Origin of the sequence: Sulfurimonas sp. (assembly GCF_029027405.1) — a bacterium.
GTDB lineage: Bacteria > Campylobacterota > Campylobacteria > Campylobacterales > Sulfurimonadaceae > Sulfurimonas.
This window is the reverse complement of the sequence record NZ_CP093396.1, coordinates 1,367,245-1,387,433: the sequence shown is the minus strand read 5'-3', so window position 1 is coordinate 1,387,433 and position 20,189 is coordinate 1,367,245. Positions and strand designations below refer to the sequence as shown.

Genomic DNA, 20,189 nt, shown 5'->3' with positions numbered 1-20,189 from the left:
TAAACTCTAACGGATATATTTTTAATGCTTGAACTACTACATAATACACCTAAAAAAAGTGCTTATACAATTATACTTTTACTAGCAATTTTTAGCACAATCTACAATGCTTTTTCACCTCTTCATGGAGATGAAGCTTACTATTGGATGTGGAGTCATCACTTACAAACTGGCTACTACGATCATCCACCAATGATTGCCTATCTTATATATTTAACAAATTTTATTTCTGAGGCTGAGTGGGGAGTAAGACTTGTAAATGTATTTTCTTTTAGCATCGCAGCTGTGTATATTTTTAAACTCTCAGCAGAAATGTTTGATGAAAAAATTGCTTTAAATGCCATCATAATTTTTTCAAGTGTTATTTTAGTTCATGCTGGCTACATCATGACTACAACTGATTCGCCTATTATTTTATTTTGGACACTTAGTATGTACTACTCATACAAGGCTATTTTTTATGGTAAAACAAAAGATTATATTTTAACTGGAATCATGCTTGGACTTATGATGCTGAGTAAATATACAGCTATTTTATTTGTTTTTACTCTTCTTATTTTCTTAATTTTTAAAAGACGAGATATATTTTTAAATCCTCGTTTTTACTTAGCCATAATCATAGCTTTTTTAGTTGTTTCACCTATGCTTTGGTGGAACTATCAAAATGATTGGATAAGTTTTGGTTTTCAAATGGATCATGGTTCTACTGATGATTTTACGCTAAATATTCCTGATATGTTTGGTTTTTTAGCAGGACAATTTGGTATATTTTCTCCTGTTTTTGCAGGACTTCTTTTCTTTTACTTAGTCAAAGACAAACTTTATTACAAAGATAATAAACTCTTTTTTCTTTCTCTTAGCATAGTAGTTATTTTAGGCTTTTTTATGTACAAAAGTCTGTTTAAAAGTATGGGTCTAAACTACGCTGCTCCTATGTATATTGGCGGTGTGATTCTCCTCTCATATATCATTTCCAAGTATGAGTTTAAAAAAGCTTATAAAGTTGGTCTTATAATTGCCATTACTTTTAGTATAATCGGTCGTATTGGATTTATGTTTTTCTTAGAAATAGTTCAAGACAGAATGTATGGAAATAGAGAAGCCGTGCATCTAGTGCAAACTTATGCAAAAGATGGTGATTCTTTTTATGGTGATCATTTAACAATCGCTGCTTATCTAAAGTACTACCTTAAAAATCACCCTGACACCGACCTAGCACTTCGTTCAAGATTTTCTCAGTACGATATGTGGAGAAAAAAAGATTATCTTAAAGATGGACTAGTTTTAACACAAGACCCCGTAGAAAGTCAACTTAAAAACTTATATAAAGAGGTGAAGTTAGTAGATAGTGTGGCTTTTAAAAGAGGCATAAACTCAACTAAAACATTCTATATTTACCGTGTCAAAAACCCAATTAAATGATATAATTAAAAAATGAAACATATTATCACTCTTTTAAGACCACATCAGTATATAAAAAATCTTTTTATATTTGCTCCTCTTCTTTTTAGTTTTCACTTTAGTGTGGGGAGTTTGTTCTCAACCGTAATAGCATTTGTACTATTTTGTCTTGTTGCAAGTAGCATCTATGTTTTAAATGATTTAATGGATATAGAAGAAGACAAAAAACATCCAAGTAAAAAAAATCGTCCACTCGCTAGCGGTGCGGTAAATAAAGCAACTGCACAAAAACTTATAGTATCTCTATCTGGAATAGCTTTTTTATTCTCTTTTATTTTTGATTTAAAACTTTTTGCAGTTTTAGTTCTTTATTTTACATTAAATGTTCTATACTCATTTAAACTCAAACATATCGCTATTGTAGATATTTTCATTATCTCAACTGGTTTTGTTTTAAGACTTTTTGCTGGTGCTTTAGTAACAGACACACCACTTTCTATGTGGATAATCATCATAACTTTTTTACTTGCAATATTTTTGTCACTTGCAAAAAGAAGAGATGATGTACTTCTATCCATTGCAGGAAAAGAAACGAGAAAAAATATAGATGGATATAACTTAGAGTTTGTAAATGCATCTATGGTTTTAATGGCTGGAGTTGTTATAGTCAGCTACCTTCAGTACACAGTTTCTCCTGAAGTTTTAGAGCGTTTAAATACTCATAACCTATACTTAACAACCTTTTTTGTTGTCCTTGGTATCTTTAGATATATGCAAATAACTTTCGTGGAAGAACAAAGCGGAAGTCCAACTAAAATAGTCCTAAAAGATAGATTTTTACAAATCACAATCGTTCTTTGGATAGCTAGTTTTATAGGGGTAATCTCTTTCGCATGATTGCTTTTCGTTATATAGTTTTTGCTATAATCTCAACCATAATTAACCTCTTTTTTCAATATTTAAGTTTTTTGATTTATAGCGGTTCATTTTCACTTTATATAGCTATGTTTATTGGAACTATAAGTGGTTTAGTTTTAAAGTATGTTTTAGATAAAAAATATATCTTTTTTCATACTACAAAAAGCAAAAAAGATGAAAGTAAAAAGTTTTTACTTTATACCCTTATGAGTGTTTTTACGACTATCATATTTTGGGGTTTTGAGATTGGTTTTGACTTTTTCTTTGATAATCAAAATGCAAAATACATCGGTGCAGTTGTAGGTTTAAGTATAGGTTACGCTGTAAAATACTTTTTAGATAAAAAATTCGTTTTCAAGGATTAGCATGAGTTTAAACTCTTGGGGAATGTACCCACAAATAGACAATAATAAAATCACTTTAAAAACTCCAGCACAAGTTCAAGACTTCATAGGTGCAAATGAAGAAATCATACCTTACGGAAATGGTAGAAGTTATGGTGACAGCGCATTAAGTAAAAACATAATCTACGCAAAACCTTATAACAACTTCTTAGGTTTTGATGATAAAAAAGGTATTTTACATATTCAAAGTGGAGTTCTTTTAAGTGAAATCATACAGAGTTATCTACCTCGTGGTTGGTTTTTAAAAGTTACCCCAGGAACTAAACTTATAACTATTGGTGGAGCCATAGCATCTGATGTTCACGGTAAAAATCATCATGTTGAGGGTTGTTTTAGCGAGTGTGTAGAAGAGTTTAAACTTCAACTTCCTAGTGGAGAGATAAAAAACTGTAAAAAAGGAGATGAACTTTTTTTAGCAACTTGTGGAGGTATGGGATTAACAGGTCTTATACTTGAAGCAAAGATTTCTTTAAAAAAAGTTTCTTCACAGTTTATAAACCAAACGACCATAAAAACAAAAAACCTAAAAAAAACTTTTGAAGCTTTTGAAGAGTACAAAGAGCTTCCTTATTCTGTTGCTTGGATAGACTGTCTTGCAAGTGGAGAGAATATAGGTAAATGTTTACTTATGGTTGGTGATTTTTGTGATGATGGCAAACTAAAATATAAAGAAAAAAATAGATTAAACATCCCATTTAACTTTCCATCATTTGCATTAAACAACTTAAGTGTAAGAGCTTTTAACTGGCTTTACTACAACAAAGCACCAAATGGTGTATCAAAACAAAAAGTTGGAATTGACTCATTTTTTTATCCGCTTGACAGCATAAAAAATTGGAATAGAATTTACGGTAAAAATGGTTTTACTCAGTATCAATTTATTCTTCCAAAAGAGAAAAGCTATGATGGACTTAAAGAGATTTTACAAACCATATCAGATAGTGGAAAAGGCTCGTTTTTAGCAGTTTTAAAACTCTACGGCAAAGCAAATAAAAATTACTTATCATTTCCAAGAGAAGGTTACTCTTTAGCACTTGATTTTAAGATAGAAAAGGGGCTTTTTGAACTCCTAGATGCTCTAGATAAAATCGTTTTAAAATATGAAGGTCGCATCTATCTAACAAAAGATGTAAGAGTTTCAAAAGATACTTTTGAAGCAGGATATAAAGATATAGAAATATTTAGAAGTTTAAGAAAAAAGCATAAGATGGATGAAAAGTTCAACTCTGTGCAAAGTAAAAGGTTGGGATTATGAGTTATGTTTTTATAGTTGGTGCAAAGAGTGATATAGCAAAAGAAGTAGCAAGAGTTTATGCAAAAAATGGTTACGATTTATACCTAAGTGCAAGAGATGCCAGTGAATTAGAAGAATTAGCAACAGATATAAAGGTTCGCTCAGGCGTAGAAGTAAAACTTGTTGACCTTGATGTAACTAAGTATAAAACACATGAAAAAATCTATGAAAATTTGGAAGAAAAACCACTTGGCGTTATTTATGTAGCTGGGTTTATGGCAGATCAAGATGAAGCTCAAGAAGATTGGAGCAAATCGTTAAATACTATCAATGTAAACTATACCGGAGCAGTTAGTTTTTTAAATATAGTAGCCAATGATTTTGAAAAACAAAGACGCGGTTTTATAGTTGGTGTTAGTTCTGTTGCAGGCGATAGAGGAAGAAAAACAAACTATATCTACGGAAGTGCAAAAGCTGCTTTTAGCACTTACTTAAATGGAATGAGAAACAGACTTCATGAGAGTGGTGTGTCAGTATTAACAGTTAAGCCTGGATTTGTAGCAACTAAAATGACAGAAGGCTTAGACCTACCAGAAAAACTAACAGCACAACCACAAGAAGTAGCTGATGATATTTTTTCAGCTCAACAAAGTGGGAAAAATACACTTTACACAAAATGGATGTGGCGATATATTATGCTTATTATAAAACATATTCCAGAGTTTATATTTAAAAAAATGAGCATCTAATTTAATGACAAAACTCTATTCCAAAGAGATTAAAATTGTTTTTCTTATATTTATATTTAAAATCATTTTACTTTCTTTAGTTCCATTAACTGGGGATGAAGCTTACTTTATAAAGTGGGGAAACACACTTAGCATGGGTTACTACGACCATCCTCCGATGGTTGGTTGGCTTATTTATCTTATGAGTTTTGTTAGTGATAACTATATTTTTTATAGACTTTTTTCTGTTGTTACTACCTTTATAGTTACCTATCTAATTTATAAAATCGCAGAGTTATATATGGAGCAAAAAAGAGCTTTTTATATTGGTTTGCTCTTTTTAGCATCTCCTGTTGATATTTTAATCTCTCTATTTACAAACGATGTAGCACTTTTGCTTTTTGGTACACTTGGAGTCTTTTTTCTGCTTTATTCTTTTGAAAAAGAAAAAAAAATACTCTATGCCCTCCTCTCAGGTCTATTTTTAGGTTTCGCATTTTTAAGTAAATATTTTGCTGCTTTTTTACTTATATCTTTACTGATTTTTGTTTTTATAAAGTATAAAACTAAAGCCATAAAAAATGTTCTAATCATCTCTGTTATAGTTCTTTTAGCAATAGCCCAAAACCTATACTTTAACTATAACAGTTGCTGGAATAACATCATGTTTAACTTCTTTGCGAGAACGCAAAGTGAATACAACTTAGAAACTCTTGGTAACTTCTTTTTGAATCTAACATATTTAGTAACTCCTTGGGGATTTTACTTTCTTTATAAAAGCAGAAAGAACTTTAAAAACAACGATTTGATGAAGCTAATAGCATCTATTTTAATCCTTATATTTATAGTATTTTTTATGGTTGCACTTAAAAACGAGCTTGGTATTCACTGGTTTATTCTTTTTGTTCCTTATCTATTTTTACTCTTTAGTTTTCTTGATGATGTTTATCTTAAAAAACTATTTAAGTACAACTATATTTTCACTTTTGTTCATATTGCTATTTTATTTATAGCTTTAAGTATTCCAACTTCTTTACTAAAAGAGCAAAAATATTACTCAGATATTATCTACGCTACTTCGCCTGAGCTACTTTGTGAAAAGTTTGAGCAATACTCTGATGAAGAATTTTTCACTTTAGGTTACACAACAGCTTCTATGCTCTCATATAGTTGTAATCGAGATATAAAAATGCTTTTTAACGACTCTAAATTTGGTCGTATGGATGACAAACTACTTGATGTTCGAAGTCTAGAGACAAAAGATATTTATCTCTTTGATAATCATGGGATAGAAGAACATGAGTTAAGTGGAGTTTGTGCAAAAGTATCTATCGAAGAGTTTGATATAAAGGGTGCAAAATTTCACATGGCAAAGTGTAGTGGATTTGACTATGCTAGTTATAAAAAAGAGCATCTAGAGCTTCAAAAGAAAAGATTTTATACTATTCCTAAGTGGTTGCCTATTGGTAAGTGTTACTTTTTAGATAAATATTATAATGGAAAAAGAGATTGAATTTAGCTCTTTTTGATTTTGATGGAACACTAACTACAAAGGATTCACTTGGAGAGTTTTTCAAGTATGCTGTTGGAAATACAAAGTATTACTTAACTCTTATAAAATTCAGCCCTTTTTTTTTACTTTGGCAATTAAAAATCATAAAAAACTACAAGGCAAAAGAAATACTTTTTAAGATGTTTTTTAACGATATTGATGAAAAAACTTTTAAAACAATGGCTGAAAAATTTTCTCTAAGCGAGCTGGATAAAATACTTAGACAAAACACATATAAAAGATTTCAAAAGCATATAAAAAATGGCGATAGAGTTATAATAGTTTCAGCATCTATGAAATGTTGGTTAGATGCTTGGTGCAAAAAAGAAAAAGTTGAGTTAATATCAACAGAGTTACTTTTTGAAAATGAAAAATTTACAGCAAAATTTGCTACAAAAAATTGTCATGGAATCGAGAAATTAAACAGGATAAATAAACACTTAAACATTAGTGACTATGATAGCATTTATGCCTATGGTGACAGTAGTGGAGACACTCAGATGCTAGAGATAGCAGACTACAAATACCTCATAAAAAATGGTGCCATTAAACAAATTTAATCTTTTTTTAGATAAAATACAAACAATTTAAGAAATCTGGTTATTTATGAAAAACATTATAAAACTTTTAATTACTATTATTATATTTTACTACCTATTTCAATATATTGACTTTAATGAATTAAAAAATGTATTGGCTAAAAGTCACGGTGGAACTATACTAATTGCTTTACTTCTTCAACTTGCTAGTACCTATTTAGCCGCATATAGATGGAGAGCTATTAGTAAACTACTTGTCTTTAGAGAAAAACTATCTTTTTATGTAAATAGTTATTTTAAAGGTGCATTTTTCAATCAAGTATTGCCAAGTAGTATCGGTGGAGATGCAGTAAGAATCATAGACTTAACAAGAAAAGGTTATGAGAAAAAAGATGCTTTTTATGGCGTGTTTGTAGATAGAGTTGTTGGACTTGTTGGTTTACTTGTTTTAAACCTCGTAGCATCTATACTATTTTTTGGAACTTTTGAGAAAGATTTTTCACTATTGGTCATTTTTATTTCAGCTTCTGGTATTGCTGGATTTGCTCTTTTATTTCACCTTGATAAGATTACTTTTCTTTCCAAGTACAAAGGCTTAGACCTTTTTTATAGACTTGCTAGAAGATTAAATACTCTTTACGGGGATAGAACTCTTTTATACAAACACATCAGCATCTCAGTTTGTGTGCATCTACTCTCCGTTTTAGTGATTTTTGCACTTGCAGACAGTATAAATATTAACATGAGCATACAAACTTTTCTAATAGCAGTACCTCCTGTTTTTCTACTGACAATCATACCGATTTCTCTTGCTGGTTGGGGAATAAGAGAAGGTGCTATGATTGGTATATTTATGCTAGTTGGAGCAGATGAAACTAAGATATTAGCTATGAGTATTTTATATGGAATACTTCTAATTATCGCTTCTTTTCCAGGTTCTTACCAATGGATAAAAAGTAAAAAAGCAACTTAAAAATAAAACAAACTAAAGGAATTTTATGAATGTAGATACTATGAGAAACATCGACCATTACGCTGGTGTACCACTTACATTTCTAGGCACTATTATTAAAAAAACTATTGAATTTTTCAAACCACTTAAAAAAATAAAGCCTAAAAATGTTCTTCTTATTGAGCTTTCAGAAATGGGAAGTGCTATTATCGTTGATCCCGCTATGAGAAAGCTTCAATCAAACATAGAGGGTGAACTATTTTTTGTAATCTTTTCTAAAAATAAAGTGAGTCTTCAACTTCTAGGAACTGTTAAAGAAGAAAATATCTTTACTATTGATGAGAGTAGCATTCCAAACCTTGCTCTAAGTGCAATAAACTTTTTAAAATGGTGTAGAAAAAATAAAATTGATTCTGTAATAGATTTAGAACTTTTTTCTCGCTTTACAGCACTTCTGAGTGCAACTTGTGGTGCTGTTAATATTGTAGGTTTCCACTCTTTTCACAACGAAGGACTTTATAGAGGAGACTTTTTAACTAAAAAAGTTGCATATAATGCTCATCAACATATCGCTAAAAACTTCATCGCTTTAGTAGATGCTCTTTTGAGTGAAAAAGAAGAACTTCCTTTTTTGAAAAGAATTATTCCTGATGAAGAAACTGTAATTGCAAAAGCACAAATAAATGAAAATCAAAAAGAAAGTATCATCTCAACAATTTCTAATATGTATGAAGGATTTGACAAAGATAAAAATTCAGTAATTTTAGTAAACTCAAATGCATCTGACCTACTTCCTCAAAGAAGATGGGATAAAGAGAACTACGGTGATGTTATAAAGATGATTTTACAAGAGAACAAAAATGTTGTTATTCTTTTAACAGGAGCACCTTCAGAAAAAGCTGGAGCGCAACTTTTAGCAGACTATGTAGGAGATAAAAGATGTATAAACTTTGCAAGTGCTGTTAAGTTTTTACAACTTCCAGCTCTTTATAGTGTGAGTAAATTTATGCTTACAAATGATTCAGGACCTGCTCACTTTGCATCTATAACTGATATGCATACTTTTGTTTTATTTGGACCTGAAACACCTGCTCTTTACGGCTCATTAGGTCCAACAACACCTATCTATGCAGGAATGTCTTGTAGTCCATGTGTTAGTGCTTCAAACCACAGAAAAACACCTTGTTGGGATAACCAATGTATAAAAATCATAACTCCTGAGTGGGTATTTAATACACTCAAACCAAAGCTTGATGAACTCTCTTAAAGCACACTCTCCTTTTTTTGCTTTTATTGCTTTAGTTGCAATAATAAGACTACTTTTAGCTCCACACTTGGGGCTTGGAGCAGATGAAGCACATTATGTTATCTATGCCTTAAATCTTGATTGGAGTTATTATGACCATCCTCCTCTTGTTGGTTGGGTTCAGTATATCTTTACTTCTATCTTTGGTTTAAATGAGTTTGGAGCAAGAGTAAGTGCCATAACTATTGGTTTTTTTACTTCTATCTTTATCTATTTTCTTATATTTCAAATTGATAAAGACTCAAAAAGAAGCTTTATAGCCATTTTAGCTCTTCACGCTTCTTTTCTTTTTAACGCTCTATTTTTAATGACAATGCCAGACACTCTACTCTTTTTACTACTAATTCCAATAATATATTGTGTTATTGCAATTGAAGAAAAAGGAACTCATCGTTCATGGCTTTTACTTGGTCTTTTTTTAGGTCTTGCTGGTTTAGCAAAATATACTGCTATTTTATTTTTAATTCCTATTATTTTATATTTTATCATCAGAAGAAGATTTGATATTTTATTTTCACCAAATGTTATTCCATCTGCTTTTCTTGCTTTACTGATTGTTTCTCCTGTGATTTACTGGAATGTACAAACAGATTTTGCAAGTCTTATCTACCAAAGCAATCATGTTGTCGGTGCTAAAAGTATAAATTGGGATGGATTTACAACATCTTTAGTTGGACAATTTGTCGCTTATAATCCTTTTCTTTTTCCTTTGGCATTTTTTGGACTTTATAAATCTCTGAGATCAAAAAACTCTTATCTCTTTTTATCAGCTCTTTTTGGCTTAGTATTATTTTCATTTTTCACTTATTCTGCTCTTTATAAAACTGCCCTACCTCACTGGAGTGCACTTTTTTATATGCTTTTCATTCCTTTAGGAGCTTACTATTTTTATGAACTCTCAAACAAGTTTAAAAAATATCTAAAATTTAGTATTGCAATTGGACTAATTCTATCTTCACTTATCTACTTAGAAGTTGGAACAAAACTCATACCTCTTCCAGATGAAAACTCACTACAAATCGATATTTATGGTTTTGAAAATATTTTAAAAGAAGCAAATAAAGCCATTACAGATGATGAAGCCTTAGCAGTAACTCACTGGACATTAGCATCTCGCGCAATCTTTTACAATGATAAATATCGATCTAAAGTTTTTTTAATTGACTCAAGAGATGATCAGTTTGATATCTGGGAAAAAGGCTCTCCCATAGGAAAAGATTTAATTGTTATAGACATAAACATACTGCATAAAGATACAAACAGCTATATGAAATGCGATAGCGTAGAGAAATTAAAGAGTTTTAATGTTTTACTAGATGAAACGAAACCAGATACTATTGACTTAGTTAAGTGTACAAATTATCAAGGTCTTAAATGATTTACTTTTTAATTCTCACAGCACTTATCTTTTTATCCTACTTTTTTGTAGATAAAAGTGTTGCTGAGTATTTTTTAGCAAATATTCCAAGCTATGAGCATATTGGCGATACAATCAGCATACTTGGCGAATCACATTGGTATATAGGAACTGCAATTATTGGATTTATATTTTTTAAGTATTTCAAAAAGAACAAATTATTTGAGCAAAGATTTCTATTTTTACTATATATAAATATTTTTTCAGGTCTTATAAGTTTAGTTTTAAAACAACTTTTTGGACGAATACGACCTTGGGGTATGAGAGGCGATAGTGATGATTATGGATTTTTACTTTTTCAAAATTTTGACCTTGGTTTGGTAGAAAAAATGAAGTATCACTTTATTACTGTTTTAGAATCACCAACTACTTACTCCTCTTTTCCATCTGGACATACTACAACTGTCGCGGCAGTTTTTACTTATCTGATTATTTTGTTTCCTCGTCATCTATACTTGATAGTAATCACAGGACTCATTATAGTTTCAAGTAGAATCTTGGCAAATGATCATTTTGTAAGTGATATTTTTGCAGGTATTATAGTTGGTAGCTTTTCTACTATATATTTATACTCTAAATTTAAGGAGAAAATCAATGAAAATATTTAAAAGAATTGCAATTTTTTTAGTTGCTATTGTTCTCATATATGGCATAGGAAGACTAGGTGTAGTAACTTACGATAGTTATGTTTTCGTTCCTCGTGCACCATACTTGGTTATGCAGACACAAAATTCTATGACTATAAAATGGCAAAGTAACGAATATGAAATAGGAAAAGTTGAATACGGATTTTTTGAAGATACTCTTGATAAAAACATCATAGATGCAAAAAAAACGAATAAACACTCTATGACTATCTCAGGTTTAAATGAGTGTACAAAATACTACTACAAAGTTATATCAAAAACACTAGAAATTGACAATACTAATAGAAGTTTTAAAACACTTTGTAAAAACTCCGACAAGCAACTATTATGGGTGATTGGAGATAGTGGAGAAGCAGGTGAAAACCAACAAAAAGTCTATCAAGAAATGCTTAAAACCATAGATAATGATGTAGATAAACTTGATATGTGGTTGCTTTTAGGAGATAACGCATACAGAAGTGGTACTCAAAAGCAATACAATGAAAAACTTTTTGAACCATATAAAAAACTTGTAAAAAAACTTGTTCCTTGGGCGGTAATAGGTAATCATGATGCTAGAAGATGGGCATTTTATAATATTTGGGATTTTCCCACAAATGCTGAAAGTGGCGGAGTTGCTAGTGGAAGTGAACACTTTTACTCTATCGACAATGCTAATCTACACCTCATAATGCTTGACGGTGAGTCACAAAGATTTGATGTAAATTCTAAACTTTCTAAGTGGTTAAGAAAAGATTTAAAAGCAAACAAAAAACCTTGGGTTATTGTCGTAATACATACTCCACCATACACAGATGGAGGACATGATTCTGATGATACTTCTGATAGTGGCGGTCGTCTTACAAAAATAAGAGAAAATCTTGTTCCTATCTTTGATGAGTTTGGTGTTGATTTAGTTTTAAGCGGGCATTCACATGACTACGAACGCTCAAAGCTTATGGTAAATCATATACAAACAAGTGATACTTTTAATGCAAAAGAGCATCTAGTGCAAGATAATAATTCTTGCTATACAAAACCTTTACAAGCAACAAAAAATAGTGGTACAATTTATCAAGTATGTGGCTCTTCTTCTAAACTAGACGGGGCAGAATTAAAACACCCTGCTCTACCTTTCGCATTTGAACTCATGGGTTCAATTATGCTCGAAATTACACCAAACACACTTAGTTCAAAATTTTTAACTATTGATGGAGAGATTAAAGATGAGTTTATCATCAAAAAAGACAATACAAAATGTGAAGGAAACAGATGAGTAAAGATAAAATAAGTATAGTAATTTTGGCTGCTGGTAAAGGTAGTAGAATGAAATCAGGGACTGCAAAGGTACTCCATAATATAAGTGGAAAACCTATGCTTTATCACATTATAAAATCTTCACTAGAAATTTCAAATGACATAACAGTTGTTGTTGCACACCAAAAAGAAGCTGTTATACAGAAAATGGAATCTTTTTTTAAAGATATTAACTTCGTTACTCAAGATGCTATAAAGTTCCCAGGAACTGGTGGTGCTATGATGAATGTTAAGGCTAAAAATGAAAAAGTTTTAGTTTTAAATGGAGATATGCCACTTATAAGAGCAAGTTCTTTGCAAGGTTTCCTTGACACAGATGCACAGATAATAATGTCAATATTTGATTTGCAAGACCCAGATGGTTATGGTCGCGTAGTTATACAAGATGGACAAGTTCAAAGTATAGTTGAACAAAAAGATGCATCTAGAGATGAACTTAAAATAACAACTGTAAATGCTGGCATCTATGCTTTTAGCAACGATATTTTAGAAAAGTATATTCCACTACTTAGTAATGACAATGCACAAGAAGAGTACTATTTAACAGATGTTATTTCAATGGCAAGAAAAGACGAAGCCAATATTGTACCTCTACTAGTAAATGAGGAACAATTTAAAGGCGTAAACTCAAGAGTAGATTTAGCTGCTGCAGAAGTAATTATGCAAGACGCTATAAAATCAAAATTGATGATGAGTGGTGTGAATATGCAACTACCTTCTAGCATCTATATAGAAAATAGTGTAACATTTGAAGGTGAGTGTATAGTTGAGAATGGTTGTCGCTTAACTGGTGAAACCCTCATAAAAAACTCACATATCAAAGCAAATAGTGTTATAGAAGACTCGATAGTTAAAAATTCTGATGTTGGTCCTCTTGCACACCTTCGCCCTGCTTCATATATAGAAGATTCTCACATAGGAAACTTTGTAGAAGTTAAAAAAAGCTCTCTTAAAGGTGTAAAAGCTGGGCATCTAAGCTATATTGGTGATGCTTTGATTGATGAAGGTACAAATATCGGTGCAGGATTTATTACTTGTAACTATGATGGCATCAACAAACATAAAACAATTATAGGCAAGAATGTATTTGTAGGTAGTGATTCCCATCTTGTAGCACCTGTAACGCTTGAAGATGATGTAATGGTCGCAGCAGGAACAACAGTTACCACAGGAACAGTAAAAAAAGGCTCATTAGTTTTAAGTCGTACTAAATTAAGAACTATCAAAGATTTTTATTATAAATTTTTTGGTAAAATCAAGTAAAGAGGTGATTTTATGATTATTCCATCTGACTTACTTAAAGATAAAAAAATACTTCTAGGTGTAACAGGTTCTATTGCTGTTTATAAATCACTTGAACTTACAAGACTTTTTATAAAGGCTGGTGCAGAGGTTAAAGTTGTAATGAGTGAAGCAGCTAAAAAGTTTGTTACTCCACTTAGCTTTGAAGTTCTAACTTCAAAAAAGGTTTTGGATGATACAAGTGAGTCTTGGGTAGATGACCACAATCACATAAAAACAACTCAGTGGGCAGATATATTTATAATCGCTCCTGCAACTGCAAACACAATCGCAAAACTTGCAAATGCTATAGCTGACAATATGCTGTTACAATGCGCTTTAGCATTCCCAAGCACAAAAATCATAGCACCGTCTGCAAATACAAATATGTTACAAAACCCTATCACAAAAGGTAATATTAAAATGCTCGCTATTGCTAACTATGAAGTAGTAGATACTCAAGTAAAAGAGTTGGCTTGTAAAACTCTTGGTGATGGAGCGATGGCTGAACCTCTTGATATATTTTGGCAGAGTGCAAGAGAACTGTTAAGAGAAGAGTTTTGGGATGATAGAAGAGTTATAGTTACTGGTGGTGGAACAATTGAAAAGATAGATGATGTTCGATATCTTTCAAACTTTTCAAGTGGTAAGATGGCATCATCTTTAGCAACTGCACTTTATTGCAGAGGTGCTGATGTAAACTTAATAGCAACTAGGTTTGAAGAGAATATTCCTAAAGGTATCCACACTATTGATGTTGAGAGTTCGCATGAGATGTTAGAGTATTTAACAGACTCAATTCGCATCGCTAAAAAAGGAAAACTTTCAAAAGCAACTCTTATGAGAGATGAGCAAATTCATCTAATTCAAAAAGAGCCTTATCTCTTTATGGCAGCAGCCGTTAGTGACTATATTCCTAAATTTTCTCAAGATGGAAAGCTAAAAAAAGAGATGTTAGGAGAAGAGTTTGAACTTAGTTTAACTCAAAATATTGACATCTTAAACTCCATAGATAAAAAAGGCATCATAACTGTTGGGTTTAAAGCAGAAATGGATAAAGATACAGCCATGAAAAATGCTTCAAAAATGATAGATAAAAAAGATGTAGATGCAGTTTGTTTAAATATTTTAAAAGACTCATCAAGTTTTGGTAGTGATACAAATACAATTGAATTTATAACTCCTCAAAGAAAAGAAATTTTACCAAGTAATGATAAGCTAAGTCTATCTTTTGATATAATTTCACATGCGAAAAATCTATAAATGAATAGTGCAAAACATATAGCCATCATCATGGATGGAAATGGTCGTTGGGCTGAACTTCAAGACAAAAAAAGAGTAAAGGGGCATGAAGAAGGTGCTAAAGTTGTTAAAAACATTACAACTTACTGCTCAAATAATCCTGATATAGAACGATTAACACTTTATGCGTTTTCAACTGAAAACTGGAAAAGACCTCGCTTGGAAGTTGAGTTTTTAATGAAACTACTAGAGAGGTATTTAAAAAATGAACTGAGTGTTTATCTAAAAAATAATGTTAGATTTGAACCAATTGGCGACATAAGAGCTTTTTCAAAATCTTTACAAAAAACCATAAATGAGGTAAAAGAAAAAACTGCTCATTGCGATGGTTTAGTTCAATCTTTAGCTTTAAACTATGGTGCACAAGATGAGATAGTACGAGCGATAAACAAACTAAAAAGCAACGAAGAAAACATTACAGAGGCAATGCTTAGTAATGAACTGGATTGTAAACACTGTGTTGATTTACTTATACGAACAGGTGGTGACCATAGGCTTTCTAACTTCTTACTTTGGCAGGCAGCTTATGCAGAACTATTCTTCATTGACACACTTTGGCCTGATTTTACAAAAGAAGACTTAGAGAAAATCATAAAAAAATTTACAAAAATTGAACGCCGTTTTGGAGGTTTAAAATAATGGAAACACTTTTTGCTTTTATACTTGGTACTTTAATAGGCTCATTTATTAATGTTTTAATTTTAAGAATTCCAAAAGATGAGAGTGTAGTTTTTGGCGCATCTCATTGTCCAGAATGCTTGAATTCACTCAAACCTTGGCACAATATTCCTATATTTTCTTGGATTTTCTTAAGAGGAAAATGCTCTTTTTGTAAAACTAAAATTTCCTCACAATATCCAATTATAGAGTTTATATCTGGTCTAATATTTTTAATATTAGCTACTAAATATACTTTATCTCTTCCTTTACTTTTAATAGGTTTTAGTTTTTTAATGCTCTTAGCTCTTTCTATAATTGATTTTAAATATAAAATGGTTCCAGATTCTTTAAACCTTTTGGCTATGTTTTTTGCAATTTTTGGAGCATGGAACCTAAATGGAGTTTTTCTAAACTTTCAAAATGCTCTTCTTTTTGCTGGTGGTTTTACACTGTTAAGGTTTGCACTTTCTTACTACTTAACCTCTAGTAGTTACCGAGCAGGACTAAAGACAAAAACTCCGTGGAATAAACATTATGACAGAACACCATTTATAGAAGCAATGGGAGAAGGTGACATAATGGTAGCTGCAACTATGGGGGCTTTACTTGGTGCTAAACTAACTCTAGTCGCTGTCTTTTTATCTGCTATTTTAGCCTTGCCGGTAATGCTACTTCTACTTAACAAATCAGCCCAAGAACAAAGAGTTCCTTTTGTGCCATTTTTAGCACTAGCAACTTTTATAGTTTATATTTACGATTCACCAATACTTTCATATATCGAGGCTAATTATTAATCATGGATAGACTTAGAAAATATATGCTCAACAATCTTTTTATGATTTTTTTATCAATGTTTATGCCTCTTTTTGCCATCGCATCTGTTATCTTTATGATTAAACTTGCGACATATACAGCAGTTATACAACTAAGCATCTTAGATATGTTAAAACTCTACACCTTTGTTTTACCAGAAATTTTATTTTATACCTTGCCTATTACATTTTTTATTGCTGCGACTCTATCTTTGTTTAAACTCTCAACAGATAATGAAATGGTTGTTCTTTTTTCTCTTGGGATCCACCCTAGTTTTATATTAAAAACATTTTTAAAACCAGCAGCTTTACTATCTGTACTTTTAATGTTTAATTTTTTTATACTTTTTCCACACTCTACTACACTTTCAAGTAACTTTGTCTCCTATAAAAAAAGTGAAGCTAAGTTTAATCTGAGTGCATCTGAGTTTGGACATAGTTTTGGTGACTGGTTACTTTATATTGACAAAGATAATGGTAATGAAACTTACTCCAATGTTATTTTATTTAACAAAAATAAAAAAGAAGAGATTATTATCAATGCAAAAAAAGCTCAAATCATTAATGATTCAGGGATTTTAAGATTAAAGCTTACCGATGGAAAAGGCTATAGTTATTCCACAAAAAAACTATCACAAATTGATTTTGAAGTCATGTATATAAATGATACTATGGCAACTGACCTTGCAACATATCGTTCACCTATTGAATATTGGCTATCAGATGAGAGAAAAGAAAGTAAAACTCATATGATGATTACTGATGTTCTTTTGAGTCTTTTTCCTCTTATAAGTCTTTTTCTAGTTGCGAGTATTGGTATAGTTCATGTTCGTCATCAGAAAGGAAGAATATATTTATACCTATTTTTAGGCATTTTAATTTTTTATGGAGCAACTCTAGGACTACAAAAAACTTTAGTTTACTACACTATTCCATTTGTTATAATTAGTTGGTTAACAGGAACATACTATATGTATAAAAAAACAATTTTAGATAGGTTTTAAGTTATAGATGCGTTGTGCATTAACCTTGTCTTATGATGGCACTCATTTTTTAGGCTCACAAACTCAAAAAAGCTCAAACAACACCATATTAGGTAATTTACAAAAAGTTCTTTTACAACTTAGTATAGACTCTAAAATCATAGCATCTGGAAGAACAGATAAAGGAGTTCATGCAACTGGACAAGTATGTCATATTGATTTACCTGCATTTTGGACAGATTTAAAAAAACTAAAAAAAGTTTTAAATGAGATGCTACCACCAAGTATAAAAGTAAAAAATATCATAAAGGTAAATGAGCAATTTCATGCAAGATATAGTGCTAAAAGAAGAGTTTATCGCTACATAATGAAAGAGTCAAAAAGTAACCCTTTTGAAGAAAACTATATTACATTTTTAAACTCTATAAATTTTGATGAAATACAAAAAAATATAAAACTTTTTTTAGGTGAACATGATTTTTCAAACTTTAAAAAAACAGGAAGTGATACAAAAAGCAATATAAGAGTTATCTACAAAGCATCTGTATATAAACATAAGAAGTATATTGTCTTAAATTTTGAAGCGAATGGATTTTTAAGAAGTCAAATTAGATTAATGGTCGGAGCGTTATTAAAACTAGATGCATCTAAAATAATAGCTCTACTCAACTGCGAAAAAGACTTTAAGATAAAACCCGCACCAAGCAACGGGCTTTATCTCTCTAAAATAAAATACTAACTACTTTTTAACATCTGCTTGTTTATTAAAATAAGGAATATATTTAGCAGTTTCATAGATGCCAAAAGTTAAATCTTTCATCTTTTGTAGTAACTCTTCATTTTGGTCTGAATGATCTTCTAGTGGGGAATCACTATATATATCAAAAAGAGCCTCATTTGTTCCATCTGCTTTTGTTCTAAAGTAGTATTTTTCTCCAACTAAACCAATTGTAGGGTTTGAACTATGCTGGATTGTAAAAGCATATCTACTATTGTCAAATTCTTCATCAAAGACATCTCGACCTAGAGTTGTTGCAGTATATGAGATGTTTGCCATAGATGCAATTGTTGGGAGTGCATCTATTTCACTTAAGACGGTGTCATATACTTTTGGCTCTTTTATAAGTGGTGAGTAGATTACAAAAGGGACTCTGTGTGAGCCTAAACCTAGGTTTGAATTACTCTCTCCAACAAAAGTATGCTCACCTGTTCTTCCATGGATGCCGTGGTCTCCCCAAAAGATAAAGATAGTATTTTTGTAGTATTCACTTTTTCTTGCAAGTTCCATATAATGACCAACGCAGTAGTCCATAAATCTAAATGAATTATACTCCTTTACAGATTGAAAACCATACTTCACAACTTCTTCTTCACTTATATCATCTCTAACTTTAAAACCATAACTATCATTTGGAATAGTATATGGTCTATGATTTCCTGAAGTTTGAATCACACTAAAAAATGGCTCTTTTTCTTTTACTAGTACCTTATTTGCTTCACGAAAAAGGTCTATGTCTGAAATACCCCAAACATCATTACGAGGTGATGAGTAATCTCCTTCTTCATAAAGCTTTAAGTTTGTCATTGATTGAGTTAGCATACCACGAATATTTCCCCATGAAGCTGAGCCACCGATGAAATAAGACTTCTCATACCCTTTAAAATCTTGAGCAATACTATGCTGATCAACTATAAGAGGATTACGAGAAGATGTACCTTTTAGTTCCACATCTGGAAGACTTGTAACTGTAGTATAGATAGAACGGGCAGTTCCAGTTGATGGAGTAAAATAGTTTTTAAAGAAGTACCCATTTTTAGCTAAATCATTCATAACAGGAGAAGGGTCTATAGGATTATTTGATACACTAGATTTATATGAAGCAAAAGATTCTAAAATAACTATAACAATATTTGGTTTTTTACCTATTATGTGTTTTGGAGTTATTTCTCTTTTAAAGTTTAAACTTTCTTCATCTTTATCTTTTACACCCAAAAAATCACTCATCAAAGAGTAGTATTTTTTAACTTCTTTTTTATCGTAAGATACTCTTCCATTTTTCCAAGTATCAAAAAAATAGTGTATAGGGTTGTAAGTTAGTTGAGTAGCAAAAGCATGTTTTGAAAAAGCTGCTTCACTCCACCTAAGAGGATACTGCGAAAACTTACTATAACCTCCAACAAGAAGAATTATAAATGCCACAAAACCAAAAACTATACCTTGATTTATAGATATTTTTATCTTTCTTTGTTCTTCGATATCAACTATTAACCTATATGTGAAAAATATAAAAATTATATTTACTAAAAATACACCCAAAGATATCCAAACAACTGGGTAACTCTCCCAAACCATTTGAGTCGAAATATCTAAATTTTCTAAAAATCTTATAGCTGTAAAATCTACCCTTGTATGAAGATATGCAAAATGTCCAAAGTCAATAGTGTAAAATAAAAAATAAAAAGCAAATACTAAACCTAGATAGACAAGCCAAAAATATTTAAAAAAGCCTCCATTAAATGGACTAAGCCACTTAATACCTCCCAAAAAGAAAAGAGGTACAATCATCAAAATAACCATTCTTAAATCGAACCTAAAACCTAGCCACATAGCTTGAGCATAATCATTGAAAATCAGAGGAGAAGATGGGTCAGAAAAAACTATATAAAAAACAACTCTCATAAAAACATAAAGAAATGTCAAAGAAGGTATAAAAACAAGTAAAAATCTTAAAATTTTGGGAAGTTTTAAAAACATAA

19 protein-coding genes are annotated in these 20,189 nt (G+C 31.1%); 18 read left to right on the top strand and 1 reads right to left on the bottom strand.

From position 1 onward, the window contains the following. The first annotated feature begins 24 nt into the window (after window positions 1-24). Genes MOV42_RS06520 through truA form a run of 18 tightly spaced genes read left to right on the top strand, consistent with a single transcriptional unit; the run spans window position 25 to window position 18,171 of the window. Complete coding sequence (locus tag MOV42_RS06520; protein WP_324172970.1) at window positions 25-1,422, top strand: ArnT family glycosyltransferase; 1,398 nt, start codon at window positions 25-27, stop codon at window positions 1,420-1,422. A gap of 12 nt (window positions 1,423-1,434) precedes the next feature. Further along, the gene (locus MOV42_RS06515; RefSeq protein ID WP_324172969.1) at window positions 1,435-2,298 is read left to right on the top strand and encodes a UbiA prenyltransferase family protein; all 864 of its coding nucleotides are present in this window, start codon (window positions 1,435-1,437) and stop codon (window positions 2,296-2,298) included. Continuing rightward, window positions 2,295-2,684 (top strand): GtrA family protein, encoded by a 390-nt coding sequence (locus MOV42_RS06510; RefSeq protein ID WP_324172968.1) that lies wholly within the window; start codon window positions 2,295-2,297, stop codon window positions 2,682-2,684. Before MOV42_RS06515 ends, MOV42_RS06510 begins: the two co-directional genes overlap by 4 nt. Window position 2,685: 1 nt before the next feature. Then, entirely contained in the window at window positions 2,686-3,978 is a 1,293-nt protein-coding gene (locus tag MOV42_RS06505; RefSeq protein ID WP_324172967.1) for an FAD-binding oxidoreductase, read from the top strand. Further along, window positions 3,975-4,706, top strand: a complete 732-nt coding sequence (locus MOV42_RS06500) for an SDR family oxidoreductase (RefSeq protein WP_324172966.1) — start codon at window positions 3,975-3,977, stop codon at window positions 4,704-4,706. The genes MOV42_RS06505 and MOV42_RS06500 overlap by 4 nt, the downstream gene beginning before the upstream one ends. Before the next feature lie 4 nt (window positions 4,707-4,710). After that, window positions 4,711-6,198 (top strand): glycosyltransferase family 39 protein, encoded by a 1,488-nt coding sequence (locus MOV42_RS06495; RefSeq protein WP_324172965.1) that lies wholly within the window; start codon window positions 4,711-4,713, stop codon window positions 6,196-6,198. After that, on the top strand, window positions 6,195-6,797 hold the full coding sequence (locus tag MOV42_RS06490; protein WP_324172964.1) for an HAD family hydrolase: 603 nt from the start codon (window positions 6,195-6,197) through the stop codon (window positions 6,795-6,797). The genes MOV42_RS06495 and MOV42_RS06490 overlap by 4 nt, the downstream gene beginning before the upstream one ends. Window positions 6,798-6,843: 46 nt before the next feature. Then, window positions 6,844-7,749, top strand: a complete 906-nt coding sequence (locus MOV42_RS06485; RefSeq protein ID WP_324172963.1) for a lysylphosphatidylglycerol synthase transmembrane domain-containing protein — start codon at window positions 6,844-6,846, stop codon at window positions 7,747-7,749. Between the two features lie 25 nt (window positions 7,750-7,774). Further along, the gene (locus MOV42_RS06480) at window positions 7,775-8,995 is read left to right on the top strand and encodes a glycosyltransferase family 9 protein (protein WP_324172962.1); all 1,221 of its coding nucleotides are present in this window, start codon (window positions 7,775-7,777) and stop codon (window positions 8,993-8,995) included. Next, on the top strand, window positions 8,982-10,412 hold the full coding sequence (locus tag MOV42_RS06475) for an ArnT family glycosyltransferase (protein ID WP_324172961.1): 1,431 nt from the start codon (window positions 8,982-8,984) through the stop codon (window positions 10,410-10,412). The genes MOV42_RS06480 and MOV42_RS06475 overlap by 14 nt, the downstream gene beginning before the upstream one ends. Further along, a complete protein-coding gene (locus MOV42_RS06470) occupies window positions 10,409-11,059 on the top strand; it encodes a phosphatase PAP2 family protein (protein WP_324172960.1) in 651 nt (216 codons plus the stop codon). Before MOV42_RS06475 ends, MOV42_RS06470 begins: the two co-directional genes overlap by 4 nt. Further along, window positions 11,046-12,353: a metallophosphoesterase family protein gene (locus tag MOV42_RS06465; RefSeq protein ID WP_324172959.1), complete on the top strand. Its 1,308-nt coding sequence runs from the start codon at window positions 11,046-11,048 to the stop codon at window positions 12,351-12,353. The genes MOV42_RS06470 and MOV42_RS06465 overlap by 14 nt, the downstream gene beginning before the upstream one ends. Further along, a complete protein-coding gene (glmU, locus tag MOV42_RS06460) occupies window positions 12,350-13,657 on the top strand; it encodes a bifunctional UDP-N-acetylglucosamine diphosphorylase/glucosamine-1-phosphate N-acetyltransferase GlmU (RefSeq protein ID WP_324172958.1) in 1,308 nt (435 codons plus the stop codon). Before MOV42_RS06465 ends, glmU begins: the two co-directional genes overlap by 4 nt. 12 nt (window positions 13,658-13,669) lie before the next feature. Continuing rightward, entirely contained in the window at window positions 13,670-14,938 is a 1,269-nt protein-coding gene (gene coaBC, locus MOV42_RS06455; RefSeq protein WP_324172957.1) for a bifunctional phosphopantothenoylcysteine decarboxylase/phosphopantothenate--cysteine ligase CoaBC, read from the top strand. Next, on the top strand, window positions 14,939-15,616 hold the full coding sequence (locus tag MOV42_RS06450; protein WP_324172956.1) for a di-trans,poly-cis-decaprenylcistransferase: 678 nt from the start codon (window positions 14,939-14,941) through the stop codon (window positions 15,614-15,616). After that, a complete protein-coding gene (locus tag MOV42_RS06445) occupies window positions 15,616-16,431 on the top strand; it encodes a prepilin peptidase (RefSeq protein WP_324172955.1) in 816 nt (271 codons plus the stop codon). The genes MOV42_RS06450 and MOV42_RS06445 overlap by 1 nt, the downstream gene beginning before the upstream one ends. Before the next feature lie 2 nt (window positions 16,432-16,433). Continuing rightward, a complete protein-coding gene (locus MOV42_RS06440) occupies window positions 16,434-17,453 on the top strand; it encodes an LptF/LptG family permease (protein WP_324172954.1) in 1,020 nt (339 codons plus the stop codon). A gap of 7 nt (window positions 17,454-17,460) precedes the next feature. Beyond that, a complete protein-coding gene (gene truA, locus MOV42_RS06435) occupies window positions 17,461-18,171 on the top strand; it encodes a tRNA pseudouridine(38-40) synthase TruA (protein ID WP_324172953.1) in 711 nt (236 codons plus the stop codon). Here the strand turns inward: truA and MOV42_RS06430 are convergent, their stop codons facing one another. Then, window positions 18,172-20,187, bottom strand: coding sequence for an LTA synthase family protein (locus MOV42_RS06430; protein WP_324172952.1), 2,016 nt, complete (start codon window positions 20,185-20,187; stop codon window positions 18,172-18,174). Window positions 20,188-20,189 lie beyond the last annotated feature (2 nt).